A 16,493-nucleotide genomic window follows, 5' to 3' on the forward strand; every position below is an offset into this window, starting at 1 on the left:
ATTGTTTACGTTTGCTTGAGAGTGCCAGTTAATATATTAATAATGTTGTGATATTTGCCTAAAGTAATCTTTTTTCAGCATCTAACCATTTAGCTCTTGATAGAGTCTGGCTATTTTTACTGTCAGCGAACTGTAATTTACGAGACTCTAGTTGATCCAGAATGTGTTGCTGTTGTTGATCGTTGGCCTGTGACCAGATAACAATTTCATCGACATGTCGATAACACCCCATACAGAAATCATCTTCATTTAAGCCACATCGAGCGACGCAAGGTGAATGCATTAAGTTTACCTGCCTATTTTTCGGTAATGATATGCCTTGATATTATCATGTTTAAAATTGAGCTGTTACAATTGCAGTCATCGATTTGCTAATGTGTTAACTGTCATTATGGCCGAACAGGTTCAAATATCTCAGCAAGATAGCGAGTTAACGCAATCTGCCGATCTCCCCCAAAAAGATGTTATTAAGCCAGATTACGCCACTCGGCTCAGCCAATTATCCACGTTATTAGCGTTAACTCAGCCTTTATGGCAGGTAGTGGCGTTTGATTGCAAGTACCTGCCTTGGCAACAAGCATTTCCAACATTAGCTGCCAAACTATGGCGCATTCCTGATACTGAGATTGATCTAATAGACAGTAACCCCTCGTTACTGTTAAGCAGTTTACTGCCGGCATTAGAACAGGATTTGCAAGCTGCAAAACAACACCAGACTCTCAGTTTGCTGCCGTTACTTAATCGCCAAGCTTATGAGTTGGCAGCGGAAATAAATCAGCCCATTGATGAGTCTGCTCTTAAACATTTCAGTGGTCATATTAAAGGCCGTAAATGGCAACAAATTATTGCTTTTACTGAGCAGGCTTTTGCTAATAACCATGACCACCTTCCAATACTTGAGTGGTGTGCAGGTAAGGGGCATTTAGGCCGATTGATTGCAAAAACACAACAAGGTTCTGTGACCAGCTTAGAGTGGCAACAGGACCTCTGTGAGCAAGGGCAGTCAATTGCTGATAAATGGCAGTTAGATCAGAAATTTATTTGTGCAGATGCGTTTGCCGATGTTTGCGCAAATACTTCACCGATTAAACAAACACAACATGCCGTGGCTTTGCATGCCTGTGGCGATTTACATGTTCGTTTACTTCGCTTGGCCAGTGAAGCAGGTACCCAGATTATTTCAATTTCGCCATGTTGTTATCATTTAATTCAAGATAGCCATTATCAGCCATTATCAAATATCGCAAAACAAGCTAAATTAACCTTGTCCCGTCACGATTTACAATTGCCATTGCAGCAAAGCGTGATTGCCAATCAAAAACACAATACCCTAAGACAACAAGAAATAGCATGGCGTTTAGGGTTTGATAGTTTGCAAAGAACAATACGTCAGTCGGATCAATATTTGCCCGTACCCACCATTAAGCAAAGCCAGTTAGCTGGTTCGTTTAGTGATTTTTGTGTTTGGGCTGCAGCCCAAAAAAGTATATCTATACCCAGTGATACTATTTTTGATGATTATCTTCAGCAAGGGCTTAACCGTCAGAGGTTAACCCAACGGATCGATTTGGTTCGACATTTATTTAGGCAAGCTATCGAGCAATGGTTGTTAATAGATAGAGTGTGCTTTTTAAACGAGCAAGGTTACCAGGTAACACTGACGGAATTTTGTCCAACTGAAATAACCCCAAGAAATGCTTTAATCCATGCCTATAAAACACATTTGGTTTAATTTATGCCATTAAGCTTTTGTTTAGACTGTTTTATTTCATAAAAGTCTGATTGATTCAGTTATCTAGCGCAAACTTAACTAACAGCAAGCAAATAATTAAATAGCAAAACCATGTGAGTTTTAACGGTTTTTTATTGCAGTTTTAAGCCATTCTTGTTCAAATGTCGGGTTATTAGTGAATTACAACAAATCAAGCCACCCAACAGTGATGTTTGTGTAACGACATCTTGGTATAAATGACCCTGTGCTTTGGATATTTAAGCCAAATCTGAGTGGTATTGAGTAAAAGTGAACAAATGGTTTAATGAAATACTCTCGCGTGTTTATCAATAGTCTGGCTTATGAGCTAGCGCCTCAAATTGTCACAAGTCTAGATCTCGAATCTCGTCTTGCGCCTTTATATCAAAAGTTTCGTATACCTATGGGGCAACTTGCTGCTTTAACGGGTATTACTGAGCGCCGCTGGTGGCCTAAAGGTTATCGTCTATCTGACGGTGCAATTGCTGCGGCAAATAAAGCAGTGAATGAAACCGGCATCAATGTGAGCGACTTAGGGGCTGTGGTTTATACCGGAGTGTGCCGTGACCAACACGAGCCGGCAACGGCTTGTCGTATTGCCGCTAAGTTAGGTGTATCTAAAGATACTGCTATTTATGATATCAGTAATGCATGCTTAGGCGTTTTATCCGGTATTTTAGATATTGCTAATCGAATTGAACTTGGACAAATTAAAGCCGGTATGGTGGTGTCTTGTGAATCTGCTCGCGATATCGTTGAAGCAACCATTGACCATATGTTGGCTGAACCGACTATGCAAAATTTTGCCCAGTCATTAGCGACTTTAACAGGTGGTTCTGGCGCGGTGGCAGTTATTTTGACTGATGGCAGTTTATCGCTTAAAAATACTCGTCAGCACCAATTATTAGGCGCAAGTCATCTTTCAGCGCCCGAGCATCACAATTTATGCGAGTGGGGCTTACAGGAAGCGGGGCATATGTTGTACCGCGAATTTATGCGTACCGATGCGGTAACCTTGTTAAAAGAAGGCGTCGACTTAGCCAAGCATACCTGGGATCATTTTCTAGAACAGCGTGATTGGGTTGTGGAACAGGTTGATAAGGTCATTTGCCATCAGGTAGGGGCATCTAATCGTAGGCAAGTGTTGAATGCGTTAAACATTCCGCAAGAAAAAGAATATCCAACCTATCAAACCTTAGGCAATATGGGCACGGTGTCTTTGCCCGTTACTGCGGCTATGGCCCATGATGAAGGTTTTTTACGTCAAGGCGATCAAGTTAGCTTTTTAGGTATTGGCAGTGGTTTGAACTGCATGATGTTAGGGATTAAGTGGTAAAAATCCCTTATTAATTGAACACAACTCATTGAACATAAAACAATAAGCATTCAATAGGACACATCATGACGTCGCACACAGAACAATTACAGTCATTACTGCCATTTGAAAGTCATTTTTTAGATAGAAATGGCCATCAGTTACATTATATTAATGAAGGCAAGGGCGAACCTGTTGTTATGGTTCATGGTAACCCAAGCTGGTGTTACTACTTTCGCAACTTAGTCAGTGCGCTTAGTGCTAATCATCAGTGCATTGTGCCTGATCATATAGGTTGTGGAATATCCGACAAACCAAATGATCCTGATTATGATTACACCCTAAACAATCGTATTGATGATTTAGAAGCCCTACTAGACAGTTTAGGTATTACAGAGAACATTACCTTAGTCTGTCATGACTGGGGCGGGATGATAGGCACAGGCTTTGCTGCACGTCATCCTGAACGTATTAAGCGTTTAGTTTATTTAAATACCGCAGCGTTTCATTTACCTCAGTCTAAGCCGTTTCCGTGGGCATTGTGGATTTGCCGTGAAACTTTACTAGGTACCTTGTTAGTGCGCGGTTTAAATGCTTTTTCATCTGCTGCATCGTATGTCGGTGTTAAGCGCAAACCTATGGATAAAGCCGTGCGTGAAGCCTATGTTGCGCCCTTTAATTCGTGGAAAAACCGTATTTCTACAATCCGTTTTGTGCAGGATATCCCATTAAAGCCAGGTGATCGTAACTTTGATTTAGTCACTGACATTGGTGATAGCCTAGCTAAGTTTGCGGATGTGCCCACCTTGATTTGTTTTGGGTTACAAGATTTTGTGTTTGATAAATATTTTTTAGCCGAGTGGCGAGTACGTATGCCCCACGCTGAAGTTCATGAGTTTGCAGACTGTGGACATTATATTTTGGAAGACGCCAGTGACGATGTTATTGAGCTAATTGAAGGTTTTATCAAGCAAAACTAAAGGCTCTTCGGAGCCTTTTTTATTAAAGACTTAAGAATTTTTATCGGTAATAACGGCAAATTGATTTAATTGGCATTATTTTTATTCCACTTTGATTAAGTAACTCAGCTATTTATGACTAACTCAACATCTTTGCCAGATCCAACAGCGGATCAACACACGCAGCCTAACTCAGTAACTGAATATGCTAATTTGTGTCAGCATTTAGTGAATGCCGCTATGCACAGCCCTGATTTATTAGCGGTTGCAGTGCAACAGGCTAAAGGCAACGGCCAGTATCAATATCAAGAGTTAACCTTTGCCGAACTGAATAAACAATCCGACGAGATGGCCTATAAGCTCAACGCCGCTGGCATTCAACAGGGCATGAAAGCGGTATTGATGGTGACGCCAAGTATCGCTTTTTTCAATCTTACTTTTGCACTTTTTAAAGCCGGTATTATTCCCATTTTAGTTGATCCAGGTATGGGGATTAACAATCTAAAGCAATGCTTTATTGAAGCTAAACCTGACGCTTTTATTGGTATACCTAAAGCCCATATAGCAAGACGTGTACTCGGTTGGGGTAAAAAATCAGTCAAGTATTGCATTAATGTTGGCGGTAATCGCGTTGAGCGCTGGCTAGCGGGTTGCCTCAGTAATGAGTCGTTAAAACAGGTTAATGGTACCCAGTACAATCGTTATCCTATGGTTAAATTAGCCGAAGATGACATGGCCGCAATTCTGTTTACCAGTGGCAGTACCGGCACGCCCAAAGGCGTGGTTTACAGCCATAAAATGTTTGAGGCCCAAATAAGTGCCTTAAGAAATGACTATGGCATTAGCGTTGGCGAACGCGACTTAGCCACTTTTCCGCTGTTTTCATTATTTGGCCCCGCCTTAGGCATGGCTTCAATTGTGCCAGACATGGATGCCAGTAAGCCCATTACGGCTGAGCCGAAACACTTATTTGCGGCAATCACGCAATATCAATGTAGCAATATGTTTGTTAACCCCGCACTTCTTGAACGATTAGGCCAGGCTGGCGAGCAAACTCAACATAAGCTCACCTCGATAAAGCGGGTTATTTCAGCCGGCGCGCCAGCAACCATTTCATCTATCAAACGTTTCAGCAATATGCTTGAGCCTGACGTTGAAGTGCTTAATTCCTATGGCGCGACCGAGTCGTTGCCCATCAGTAAAATTGCTAGCAGCGCATTATTCACTACAACTGATAAAACCGATCAAGGTGCAGGCATTTGTGTTGGACAGGCTATTGAAGGTGTTGAAATAGCGATTATCGATATTATTGAGCAACCCATCGCGCACTGGACAGATGATTTAATATTACCCGCTAATCAAATAGGCGAAATTGTGGTGAAAGGCGCCATGGTTAGCCAGGCCTACTATCAACGTGATAGCGCCACCGCAGGGGCAAAAATACAAGACGGCACGCAGATGCGTCACCGAATGGGTGATGTTGGCTACCTTGATGAGAATAACCAACTGTGGATGTGCGGCCGAAAAGCCCACAGAGTCGATGCAAGCGTGAAGGGCCAATTTGAAAAACGGTATTTTTCTATCCCTTGCGAGCGCGTATTTAATACCCATGAGCAAGTGAAACGTTCAGCGTTAGTGCCAGTGACTATTGATGGCAGTATTGTGCCACTCTTATGTATAGAACTGAATAAAGGGGTGGTGTGCTCAACCTCCAAAGTGCTGTATCAAGCCCTACTCGAACTAGCTAATGCTCATCCACATACCCAGGGGATAAGCCGCTTTTTAATTCATCCAGAATTCCCGGTTGATGTGCGTCATAATGCTAAAATATTTCGTGAAAAATTAGCAGTTTGGGCTCAAAAAGAATGGAAAGAATAATGTTTGAACAACACACTATGCTGACTGATTATCCAATTGAAGAGCAAGTTGCACTAAATCAACTCAAGCAAAAGGTGGCGAAGGTTTTTGTCACCGGTGCAGGGGGTTTTTTAGGTTTTGCTATCTGTAAACGACTCATTGCCGCAGGTATTGCCGTGGTGGGTTTTGCAAGAAGTGATTACCCTAAATTAACTCAGATGGGCGTGCACTTAATTCAAGGTGATATTGCTAACCCAGAGCAAGTGACTGAGGCGATGCAAGGCTGTGATCTGGTATTCCATGTGGCGTCTAAGGCCGGAGTTTGGGGCAGTAAACAGAGTTATTTTTCACCTAATGTTGATGGCGTAGATAACATTATTAACGCCTGCCAAGGTTTAAATATTCAATACTTAATTTATACCAGCACCCCAAGTGTGACCTTTGCCGGTGAGGATGAAAATGGTATCAATGAACAGGCACCCTATGCCAAAAGCTATTTAAATTATTACGGTGAGTCTAAGGCGGTTGCTGAAAAAATGATGCTAGCGGCCAATAGTCCAAGCTTAAAAACGACCGCATTAAGACCGCATCTTATCTGGGGGCCGAATGATCCCCATCTTGTCCCACGGGTGATTGAGCGAGCCAAAGCAGGGCGCTTAAAGCTGGTCGGCAAGCCGGATAAGTTAGTCGATACTATTTATGTCGACAATGCGGCCTATGCGCATCTTCTAGCGGCGGTTGATTTAACCTCAGCGGCAAAATCCGCGGGTAAAGCGTATTTTCTCAGTAATGATCAACCTATTACCATGGCGCAAATGCTCAATAAAATATTAGCCTGTGTTGATTTACCTCCGGTGAGTAAGCGAGTACCAGCGGGATTAGCTTATGCTGTAGGCGCCTTACTTGAATCTGTTTATTTGGCATTAAATAAAGCCGAAGAACCAATCATGACCAAGTTTGTCGCTAAGCAGTTATCAACCAGTCATTATTTTGATATTAGCGCCGCTAAACAAGACTTAGGCTACCAGCCGTTGATCTCGATTGATGAAGGCATGCTTCGGTTAGCTGATTCACTAGTCACTAAGCGGTAATTGATTTACGTTATTAGCTCAATTCACTTTTGACACACAGACTGATATGCAGACTTTAGTGTAATTTACTGTTCATCATTTTAAAGTATGCTGCGAGCTAGTTAATCTTCACACCCTATTTATGATCAATGCTATAAGGAAGTAGTGTTATGCATATCAAATCCGTTCTCTCATCTTCAAATGTCCTATTATCCGCTAGCCGCTGCAGTTTATTACTTATTCTTGTCAGCCTGACGATGGCTCAAACGGGGCAAGCTATTCCGTTAAATACTCAGCTTGAAGTGTTTTATGCAGAACAGGATCACGTTGAATCTAATCCATTAATCGGCACATGGCAGCTAGTGTCAGGTCAATATCTTGATGACAAGCAGCAATGGGTCGATTATAAAAGTCTGCATTTAACTTCGATCAAAATAATATCTAAAAGTCATTTCAGTTTTACCACGATGAAGTCTGTCCAGGGCAGTAAACAATTTTGGGCTGCGGGAACCGGAACCTATCAACTAACTGATCAATTTTATATCGAAAAACCGGTACTTAATTCTTTTGGAGTGTCTGAGGGTGAAAGCTTTAAGTTTGAATATCAACTTAAGCAAAACCGACTGCATACAAAGCGCGTTGAAAATGGTGTGTTAAAAGAGACCGAGATTTGGCGACGGATCTAAACTTATTTTATATCTTGTGGCTCAGGCTTTACCCTAAATTGTTTAGTCTAAAGCCATTAATTTGTTGCTTTTAGTTCAAAGCATCAGATATGTGGTGAAGGCTTCAGTTAACTTAGGCTTTAATCAGTAACATGCTCTACTCATATCGCTATCATCTAGGTTATGTAACATTGTATTTACATCTTGCCCGGAACTATTTTGCTTATCCATATTGGTTATATCTTATTCCACTGTATCTTAAATTGGCTCACTACCTTAAAACTACTACAACTAAAGTGAGCTAGGAGAACAAGATGCAAGATAACAAGCAAGCCAAATGGAATTTGGCGACATTAGCTATTCATGGTGGTCATCAGCGTGAAGCCTTTGGCGCGTTAGTTACCCCGCTTTACCAAAGTGCCACATTTGTATTTGATAACGTAGAACAAGGTGGAGCACGCTTTGCGGGAGACGAAGCTGGCTATATTTACACTCGTTTAGGTAATCCCACCACTTCTGAGCTTGAACGTAAGATGGCACTGCTAGAAGGCGCTGAAGACGCCGCTGCGTGTGCCTCAGGTATGGCGGCGGTATCAAGTGCTTTACTTACCCATTTGCAAGCCGGTGATCATTTAGTGGCTTCTAAAGCGGTTTACGGCTGTACCTTTGCATTAATGACAACCCAGCTGAACCGTTTAGGTATAAAAGCCACCCTAGTTGATTTTGCTGATTTAGCGGCGATAGAAGCGGCGATTACTCCGCAAACTAAAGTGCTTTTTTGTGAAACACCGGTAAACCCGCATTTAGATGTATTTGATTTAGCGGCAATGGCTCAAATCGCTAAAAAACATAACCTAGTGTCGATTGTTGATAACACCTTTATGACGCCTTTATTGCAGCAACCGCTGGCAATGGGGATCGATATGGTGATCCACAGCGCGACTAAATACCTTAATGGTCATGGTGATGTCATAGCCGGCATAGTGTGTGGCAGTAGTGAGCATTTACATAAACTTAAATATGAAATACTGAAAGACTTTGGCGGGGTGATATCACCGCATGATGCATGGTTAATATTACGCGGTTTAAAAACCTTAGATGTGCGTTTAGCGCGTCATTGTGACAATGCTGAGGTATTAGCTGAGTATTTAGATAAACATCCGGCCTTTGGTAAGGTGTTTTATCCAGGTTTAACCAAACATGCCGGACATAAGTTTATTGGCTCTCAAATGAAGCGTGCTGGCGGAGTTATTGCCTTTGAGTTAAAAGGTGACAAGCAAGATGCGATGAAATTTGTTAATCGTTTAGGCTTGTTTGCCATTGCGGTCAGTTTGGGTGATGCAGAATCACTTATTCAGCACCCAGCGTCGATGACTCATTCTCCTTATTCTCCCGAAGCAAGACTGGCAGCTGGGATCACAGACAATCTGTTAAGAATTTCAGTGGGTCTTGAAAATGTGCAAGATTTGATTGATGACATCGAGCAAGCGCTGAGTTAATTGCGAGATGTTAACGATCAGTCTTTAGACTTCAGACGCTAGCTGAAGGCTGTCGGCGATGTGCTGATAGCCTTCATATAAGCTGATATCCATTGCCGATTTACCGTTGGCTGTTTTTCTATAATGAATAAGCACATTCTTTAGGTAACGCTCGATAACAACCGATTGCTCAGCGCAATCACTTTGCCAAATCTTATTGCCAAACAAGCTTATCAATGGCGCTAATGTTTGTTTTACCAGGTTAGTTGCCGGCCGACGGACGTAAAGTAACTCATAATTACGGCGGTTTTCGCTGATAAGTTGCTCATCAATCAATTGGCAATGGTTGGCATTGAGCATGGCTCTGAGTTTTGCGACATTATTAACTGAGCACAGTAAAAAATCTAACGTTAAAGACGGGTGAGCATTAATAATACCTGCCACCATTTGCGTCATTAAGTTGCCTCCTATACCGGCAATAACAATTAAATGCTGTCCCTTAAAACTGTCTAACGGTAGCTCTGCGACATCCAAACAATGTACCTGCCAGTGAGATTCTGTGTGAGGCGTAATCGGATAGCAGTGGCTTAATTTTTGTTTTAACTGTTGCATCAACTCAGGCACAATATCAACAAAGTGAACCTGCTTGGTTAACTGGCGGTTGAGCAACTCAGTGCCTAACAAACCATGATCACAACAACAATCCCAAATATGGTCATAGTGTGATGAGGTCATATTAGCAAGACTGGATAAGCGGTGGCTGAGTTTCATATGACCTGTTTCAGTGAATGTGGCTTTGAACAAATACGATTGTAACGACAAAAATACTTGTTCGCTAGCGCAGATAATCTCGATTTATATAGATATTAGCGTGATTCTTCCATAAAATGGCAAGTTAACTTTTTTGCCGCTATCTTGACCATTTTCAGCGGCGCACCTGGGTGTAATGAATGTCGGCTAAACTGTTTAATCTTCCTATCAAGTTATCTCATGAATTATTGGCTAAATTGTTTACCGCTATTCAAATTCAAAAGGCGCAAAACTACTTGATCCAGGGGCGTGTGCTGGAAGTGACTGCTAGCCACGACAACCACAATATAGAAGCCTATACCCAAGGTGCTGCGGATGAGCCGTATCGACAAGACATTAGCCTAGTCAATGTCAATCACAAAGTAATTATGCGCTCTTATTGCACCTGCCCCGTGAGACGAGACTGTAAACATGTTGCCGCAGCCTTGTTAGCACTAATAGATAATAAACCGGTTGAAGAACAAAGGGTTTCCCAGTGGTTAACCCAACTAGATGGATTAGATAAACTTCATGCTAATTCTGATGAGGAAGCGGTTCTAGATCGTATTATTTACTGTTTATCAAGTGATCCCCAAGGCGTGTATGTTGAGTTAAAAAGTAGCAAGCTGAATAAAAAGGGCATGTATAACCGCGGCAGTAAACTCACTATTAGTGACTTACGTTTGCATCTGCCTTGGTGGGTAGGGCCGGAAGATAAGCAAATTATTGGGTTACTATTTGCCAATAATTTGCAAGGTAACAAAGTTTATCTTGAAGGCGAAATTGGCTATTTAGCCTTAATGAAAATGATGCAAGCTGATGTGGCTTTTTGGGAAGATAACCGATTCCCGCTAGTTTCCTGTGACGGCATAACCCCTGAGTTTATATGGGCCGATATGGAAAAAAACCATACTCAAATGCAGATGACCATGCCAGGATTAAATAACTGGGAGTTTATTGCAACTGAGCCGCCATTGTTTATCGAACTCGACTATTTAAAACTAGGGCAAATTGATACAGACTTGTCGGTTAGTCGACTCACTTTATTGCAAAAAATGCCACCGGTACCCAAAGGTAAGTTGGATGTAATAAGCCATGCTTTATTAAAACATTTCCCGTCTAAAATAGTGCCCATTCCGAGTGAAATTGAATTTAAAGAAATTAGCCAAGCCCTGAAAACTCGGCTGACATTTTGTTTGATTAATCGCACTGATAGCCTGTTAAAGCAGCCTGCAATAAGGGTTGAATTTTGTTATGGGGATCTTCGTTTCGATGCCAGTGAGCAGTTTGAACACATCAGTTTGTTCAAAAAAAGTAATGTGCAATATCAAGTCCATCGCCAGGTTGAGTTTGAAAAGCAGCATTTGAGTGAATTACATCAACTGAATTTATTTCCTGTGTTAAATGAGCTTTTAGATTTAAGTCAGAACAAACGCTATTTTTTAAGCCAAGGTTTATTGCCCGAAGCCATTTTAGCCTGGGCTGAATTATCAACTGAAGGAGCTGAGGACCTTATCGAAAAAGGATTTGATGTTCGGTTTGATAATGACTTTGACTTACATATTATTGATGCCGAACTGGCGGTCGATCTTGTCGATGAAGATGAGTCAGGTTGGTTTTCGTTGTCGTTAAATGCCGATATTGATGGCCAGCGTATTTCATTATTAGCGCTGGTAGCAAAATGGTTACAGCAACATGGTGAACCCGATGACGAACAAGAGCTGATATTACCCAGTGATAATGGCCGCTTTATTAAAATTAAAGCCAAATCAATTAAGCCATTGATCTCAGTGATCCAAGAGTTATTTAATCGCAACTCTACCGATGCAATTCAAATTCCACGCAATCGTGCTCATTTGTTAAATGATCTTACCGCCAGTGAAGTACGGTTACTCAATGGCGAGCGGATACGTTTACTTGCCAGCAAGTTAGCTTCTTTTAACGGCATTACGCCGATTGAATTACCCCAAGGTTTAAATGCCACTTTACGTGATTACCAAAAGCAGGGCGTAGACTGGCTGTGTTTCTTGAAGGAATACCAACTAGGGGGGATTTTGGCCGATGACATGGGACTGGGTAAAACGGTTCAGGCGCTAGCATTTTTATTGTATGTGAAACAGCACACTGCCGTTAATGATCGTAAACCCAGCTTGATTATTTGTCCTACCAGCCTGGTGGGTAACTGGCAAAAAGAAGCTGAAAAGTTTACTCCTAGTTTGAAAGTTATAGTGATCCATGGCAGTCAACGCCATCAATGGTTAAACAAGCTAGAACAGTACGATGTGATAGTGACCACTTACCCATTAATTATGCGTGATGAAGATATTTACCATGAACATGTTTTTGAGCACATTATATTAGATGAGGCTCAACAGATTAAAAATGCCCAAGCTAAAGTGACTCAAGTGATTAAAACCTTGAAAGGACGTTTTAGATTGTGTTTGTCAGGTACGCCACTGGAAAACCACTTAGGCGAACTAAAATCATTAATGGATTTTTGCTTGCCAGGGCTGCTTGGCCAGCACACTTATTTTAATAAAGAGTTTAGAGGCCCGATTGAAAAACAAGGTGACGCCGATAAGTCGACCTTATTGAGTAAGCGTATTTCCCCTTTTATGTTAAGGCGAACTAAAAAGCAGGTGGTTGCTGAACTGCCAGAAAAAACTGAAATTATCCAGTCATTGGAACTTGAAAAAGATCAACGTAACTTGTACGAGTCTATACGTCTTGTGATGGAGAAAAAACTGCGCGAATTGTTTGCTAAAAAAGGCGTGTCGAGTAGTCATATTGAGTTTTTAGATGCGTTATTAAAGCTTCGTCAGGCCTGTTGTGATCCAAGGTTAGTGAAATTAGAACAAGCACAAAAAGTAAAAGATAACGCCAAGCTGAACTGGTTAGTCGAAAACTTGCCAGAAATGTTAGAAGAAGGGCGTAAAGTACTTATTTTTAGCCAATTTACTTCAATGTTAACGCTTATCGAGCAAGAACTTAACGTATTGGGTATTAGTTACAGTAAGTTAACCGGCCAAACCAAACAGCGCCAAAATCAGATTGATGCCTTCCAAGAAGGTGATAACTCAGTATTTTTGATTAGCTTAAAAGCGGGTGGTACAGGGCTTAACTTAACGGCGGCTGATACTGTGATCCATTATGATCCTTGGTGGAACCCAGCAGCAGAGCGCCAGGCAACCGATAGGGCGTATCGTATTGGTCAGCAAAACCCCGTTTTTGTGTATAAGTTAATTGCCGAGGGCACAGTGGAAGAAAAAATCCAAGCTATGCAGCAACATAAGCAAGGACTAGCAGACTCTATTCTTTCCGATGGCCAAAAAGGCCCTTGGAAAGGCAGTGCGGATGATTTATTGGCATTATTACGTTAGTAATATAGGGAAGATTTATGCGCTATTTTAAGAAAGCATGCTTTTTAATGACATTTTTATTATTGGGGTGTACTGATTCAAACACTCCTAAAGCGCTATCATCTCCCATAGCGGATGAAAATACTCATACCACTCAAGTACAATGCTCAGATGTCTGGTATCAACAGGTTGAAGCACAGTTAACCTCGGGTGATGGTCAAGGCCATGGGCCTGATATTGGCAGTGAAGAATGGCAAAGTGTGATTGAATTTAAGCTAAGGATAAGAGGGGACAAGTCAGTCCCCCAACGTAATAGCGATGAATGGTGTAGCTTTATTGATGAACAACTTCAACATTAACAACCATTGTACTTTCGATAACAGTAACAGCGCTTTACTTCCTACGCACCAGAAATACGTAAAGGGTTAAATGAACATTATATTACTCACCCATCAACGAGAGTTAGACCGTAAAACCAATACGGGTAAGTTGGTTCGCGAGGTGATGTTGGGTCAAGTTAAGGTTATTGTGTGGGATAGAGTTAACCCTAATCCTTATTTACTCGATAAGTTAGCGACTAAGCAGGTAGGCTTATTATTTCCCAAACAAGAACACTCAACATTAAATGATATTCAAGCTCCGCTGCAACGTTTTATTGATATCGATAATGACAATGCACACAGGTTAGCCGAATTTAGCCATGTGATTATTATTGATTCAACATGGCAAGAAGCACGTAAAATATATAATCGAAGTGATTATTTGCATCCATTGACTAAGATTACCCTAGTGAATGAACTCCCATCGATTTTTAGTTTAAGAAGAAATCAAATTGAAGGAGGCTTGTGTACCGCAGAGTGTGCTTGTTTGCTGTTATCTTATTGTGGATTATCAACAGAAGCGGATGTGTTGCGGGAAAAACTGATTAATTTCAATCCAAAACCTAGGTCGGTTTAAAGGCATAAATAAATCTAGGCAAGTTCCATTTGCCCAAATTTCAATCACAAGATAATTCATTTGTTAATATAATGTTAATTGATAGTGTAATGCAAGAGCTTTACAAAAAAAACGCTAATCTTGATGGTAGATTAGCGTTTTTTCGCTTATTTATTGTTCTAACTTTAAGTTCTAACTTAGTTAGTTGCTATTCCCACAGTCGTTATAGCTTATAGCTCATACTTAGCATAATCATATGTGCTGTATAGTCATGGCTATTACTACCAAAGCCAACGATATTCCAAATAGCATCTGGGGCGATGTCGTTGGCGGCATCATTATCTAGGTACTTTTCAATTTTATAGTCTAAACGTAAACCCATTTTGTCAGTAGCTTGATACTGCGCATAAAGGTTAACATTATGCACTTTGGCAAAGTAATCACCATAGTTGCCGGTTATACCTTGCCTAACCTGTGTGGTGCTATCCGAATCTGAGTAGGTGTAGTCTAGGCCTAGGCGTAAACGGCTATCCATTAAGTTGTTGTAACTTAGCCCTGCACCCATTACATCAATCACATCTTCAATATTAGCCTGCCAAGTTGCGGTAGCGAAGTTACTGCTACCCGATTGAGCAGACTCGATAACTTGATGATTGTAAAATGCATTTAGCATCACATCAGCACTGAACATATAGCTTAAGTTTGCGTCGTAACTGGTGTCTTTGGATTCAGTTAAACCGATTTCGGTATTGGTGTAATCATCAAGTGCATAACGCGCACCAAAATCGATAGTTAGCTCATCAATTGGCGTATGACTTACACGCGCTTCAACCTGACTTCTGTCCCTGTCAGCAAGATAGTATTTACGCAGTAATTGATTCTGCTCTTTTGATGTCCATTCAGAGACTTCATAGTCTGAACCATCACGTTGGCTAAAGCTGCTTTTAACCCACATGTCCCAATTATCGAAACTATTGACACGAATACGGGCCCAAAGGTTATTATCGTCAGTGATTTCACGATCTTGATAGCTTCGCTCATCACGTTTGAATTCATAACCCCCATCTAATTTAATACCATAGTTGATACGATAGTCAGCACCTAACTTAGCCCGATGTGAAGTGTGATCATAGGGCGTATTATAAGCCACTTGACCGTTAACATTATTGATACTTATTTGAGTCCACTGCTCAATTTGAGTGTTGTTTTCTCTGTCGCTGTAATCATAACTGCCATTCACTCTTAGCGTTCGGCTAATTCTGCTGACCGCTTTTAAGTTTAAGCCTGTTATATCAACGCTAGCATCTAATGACTCTGCCGGCAGCTGATATCCGTAACCCGATGTGACAAATTCTTGATCTTGACTCATTTGCCCCAGCATTAAGCGACCCGATACCGCAGTCACAGAGTCATTGAACTGACCCATAAGTGATACGCTATGGGCTTCATTATCTGGGTCTAATGACATGTAACCACGTGTTTGAGCACCAAAGGTAGGGTTAAAGGTACTGTCATAACTTAATTGGTTGTTAGCATTTTTAAATGATGAACCATTATAGTTTAAGCTAGTAAACCAATTGTCACCTTTAAGCTTAATACCGGCTTCTAGTGTGTCTGTGGTGTAATCCACTGGCTGCGGTAGCATGATAGATTGGTTGAAAAAACTCCCCGATGCTTGCTTAAGACCCGTTTTATCTTCACGCTGATAATTAACAAAGGTCGTGAACAGTGACTCCGTTTGGTATTCAATGCCTAAACCGGTTTTTTCACGTTTAAGTGATAATTCAAATGGATTTAAACTTGAGTAAAGCATAGGCATTTGTGAGCTTGAACCCGCGGTTACCCAATTGTCGGGTAGGGTCAAATCGCTGCTACCAACGCCTTGGTAGGGCGTCTGTGCGGTATTGGTTTTATAGCTAGCAATTGAGCGATAATTGAAATTTAGGTTATAGGTTCCCAGCTTACCCACATTAATATCAGCACGACCATTGTCCATGCCAATATCGGTAGCGTCTACCTGTGCTCGATAACCTTGGGTACCGCGATAATTGATATCGGCATCTAACTTGCCTGCAAATTCATTATCACTTTTGAAGGCATTAGCTGACTTTATGTCGCTTTGGCTGTTATGACCCACACCAACACCAATACTGCCAGTTGTGCTAGTTGCAACAGCACATCCTTTACAAGCCCATGCATCAAATTTTACATTATCAGTATTAGCATTGGCTAAGCCATATCCTCCGGCCATAGCGGTAAAGCTGGCTGGCGCTAATAAGGCGAGGGTAATTAAGTTTAATTTGTACTTCATAGTG

The 16,493-nt window shown here is 41.4% G+C and carries 13 protein-coding genes; 10 read left to right on the forward strand and 3 right to left on the reverse strand.

The annotated features are described in order from the left end of the window. Window positions 1-58: 58 nt before the first annotated feature. Entirely contained in the window at window positions 59-283 is a 225-nt protein-coding gene (locus ACRWQL_RS16215) for a DUF1289 domain-containing protein (RefSeq protein ID WP_434926687.1), read from the reverse strand. A gap of 93 nt (window positions 284-376) precedes the next feature. Here ACRWQL_RS16215 and ACRWQL_RS16220 point away from each other — a divergent pair, with 93 nt between their 5' ends. From ACRWQL_RS16220 to ACRWQL_RS16250, 7 genes are all read left to right on the forward strand, one after another. Then, a complete protein-coding gene (locus tag ACRWQL_RS16220) occupies window positions 377-1,732 on the forward strand; it encodes a methyltransferase (RefSeq protein WP_434951057.1) in 1,356 nt (451 codons plus the stop codon). 304 nt (window positions 1,733-2,036) lie between these two features. Then, window positions 2,037-3,086, forward strand: coding sequence for a 3-oxoacyl-ACP synthase III (locus tag ACRWQL_RS16225; protein WP_226414388.1), 1,050 nt, complete (start codon window positions 2,037-2,039; stop codon window positions 3,084-3,086). Window positions 3,087-3,151: 65 nt separating this feature from the next. Continuing rightward, window positions 3,152-4,045 (forward strand): alpha/beta fold hydrolase, encoded by an 894-nt coding sequence (locus ACRWQL_RS16230; RefSeq protein ID WP_434951059.1) that lies wholly within the window; start codon window positions 3,152-3,154, stop codon window positions 4,043-4,045. Window positions 4,046-4,159: 114 nt separating this feature from the next. After that, the gene (gene oleC / locus ACRWQL_RS16235; RefSeq protein WP_434951061.1) at window positions 4,160-5,902 is read left to right on the forward strand and encodes an olefin beta-lactone synthetase; all 1,743 of its coding nucleotides are present in this window, start codon (window positions 4,160-4,162) and stop codon (window positions 5,900-5,902) included. Beyond that, a complete protein-coding gene (gene oleD / locus ACRWQL_RS16240) occupies window positions 5,902-6,972 on the forward strand; it encodes a 2-alkyl-3-oxoalkanoate reductase (RefSeq protein WP_434951063.1) in 1,071 nt (356 codons plus the stop codon). Before oleC ends, oleD begins: the two co-directional genes overlap by 1 nt. Window positions 6,973-7,121: 149 nt before the next feature. Next, window positions 7,122-7,637 carry a hypothetical protein gene (locus ACRWQL_RS16245; protein ID WP_434951065.1) on the forward strand — a complete coding sequence of 172 codons (516 nt, stop codon included), beginning with the start codon at window positions 7,122-7,124 and terminating at the stop codon, window positions 7,635-7,637. 293 nt (window positions 7,638-7,930) lie between these two features. Next, window positions 7,931-9,115 carry a trans-sulfuration enzyme family protein gene (locus ACRWQL_RS16250; RefSeq protein ID WP_434951067.1) on the forward strand — a complete coding sequence of 395 codons (1,185 nt, stop codon included), beginning with the start codon at window positions 7,931-7,933 and terminating at the stop codon, window positions 9,113-9,115. A 24-nt stretch (window positions 9,116-9,139) separates the two neighbouring features. Here ACRWQL_RS16250 and ACRWQL_RS16255 read toward each other — a convergent pair whose 3' ends face one another. Next, entirely contained in the window at window positions 9,140-9,865 is a 726-nt protein-coding gene (locus tag ACRWQL_RS16255; protein WP_434951069.1) for a tRNA (adenine(22)-N(1))-methyltransferase, read from the reverse strand. Between the two features lie 179 nt (window positions 9,866-10,044). Between ACRWQL_RS16255 and ACRWQL_RS16260 the strand changes: the two genes are divergently transcribed. From ACRWQL_RS16260 to ACRWQL_RS16270, 3 genes are all read left to right on the forward strand, one after another. After that, a complete protein-coding gene (locus ACRWQL_RS16260; protein ID WP_434951071.1) occupies window positions 10,045-13,263 on the forward strand; it encodes an SNF2-related protein in 3,219 nt (1,072 codons plus the stop codon). A 17-nt stretch (window positions 13,264-13,280) separates the two neighbouring features. Next, on the forward strand, window positions 13,281-13,601 hold the full coding sequence (locus tag ACRWQL_RS16265) for a hypothetical protein (RefSeq protein ID WP_434951073.1): 321 nt from the start codon (window positions 13,281-13,283) through the stop codon (window positions 13,599-13,601). Window positions 13,602-13,671: 70 nt separating this feature from the next. Then, entirely contained in the window at window positions 13,672-14,199 is a 528-nt protein-coding gene (locus tag ACRWQL_RS16270; protein WP_434951075.1) for a tRNA-uridine aminocarboxypropyltransferase, read from the forward strand. A 202-nt stretch (window positions 14,200-14,401) separates the two neighbouring features. Here the strand turns inward: ACRWQL_RS16270 and ACRWQL_RS16275 are convergent, their stop codons facing one another. Beyond that, entirely contained in the window at window positions 14,402-16,489 is a 2,088-nt protein-coding gene (locus tag ACRWQL_RS16275) for an MtrB/PioB family decaheme-associated outer membrane protein (RefSeq protein ID WP_434951077.1), read from the reverse strand. Between the last annotated feature and the right edge of the window lie 4 nt (window positions 16,490-16,493).

Origin of the sequence: Shewanella sp. HL-SH4, from assembly GCF_051164845.1 — a bacterium.
GTDB classification, from domain to species: domain Bacteria; phylum Pseudomonadota; class Gammaproteobacteria; order Enterobacterales; family Shewanellaceae; genus Shewanella; species Shewanella glacialimarina.

Bases quoted from the DNA above. Each gene is read 5' to 3' on its own strand.
- ACRWQL_RS16230 (WP_434951059.1), top strand. From the start codon at position 3,152: ATGACGTCGCACACAGAACAATTACAGTCATTACTGCCATTTGAAAGT.
- ACRWQL_RS16255 (WP_434951069.1), bottom strand. From the start codon at position 9,865: ATGAAACTCAGCCACCGCTTATCCAGTCTTGCTAATATGACCTCATCA.
- ACRWQL_RS16260 (WP_434951071.1), top strand. From the start codon at position 10,045: ATGTCGGCTAAACTGTTTAATCTTCCTATCAAGTTATCTCATGAATTA.
- ACRWQL_RS16265 (WP_434951073.1), top strand. From the start codon at position 13,281: ATGCGCTATTTTAAGAAAGCATGCTTTTTAATGACATTTTTATTATTG.
- oleD (WP_434951063.1), top strand. From the start codon at position 5,902: ATGTTTGAACAACACACTATGCTGACTGATTATCCAATTGAAGAGCAA.
- oleC (WP_434951061.1), top strand. From the start codon at position 4,160: ATGACTAACTCAACATCTTTGCCAGATCCAACAGCGGATCAACACACG.
- ACRWQL_RS16245 (WP_434951065.1), top strand. From the start codon at position 7,122: ATGCATATCAAATCCGTTCTCTCATCTTCAAATGTCCTATTATCCGCT.
- ACRWQL_RS16250 (WP_434951067.1), top strand. From the start codon at position 7,931: ATGCAAGATAACAAGCAAGCCAAATGGAATTTGGCGACATTAGCTATT.
- ACRWQL_RS16270 (WP_434951075.1), top strand. From the start codon at position 13,672: ATGAACATTATATTACTCACCCATCAACGAGAGTTAGACCGTAAAACC.
- ACRWQL_RS16215 (WP_434926687.1), bottom strand. From the start codon at position 283: ATGCATTCACCTTGCGTCGCTCGATGTGGCTTAAATGAAGATGATTTC.
- ACRWQL_RS16225 (WP_226414388.1), top strand. From the start codon at position 2,037: ATGAAATACTCTCGCGTGTTTATCAATAGTCTGGCTTATGAGCTAGCG.
- ACRWQL_RS16275 (WP_434951077.1), bottom strand. From the start codon at position 16,489: ATGAAGTACAAATTAAACTTAATTACCCTCGCCTTATTAGCGCCAGCC.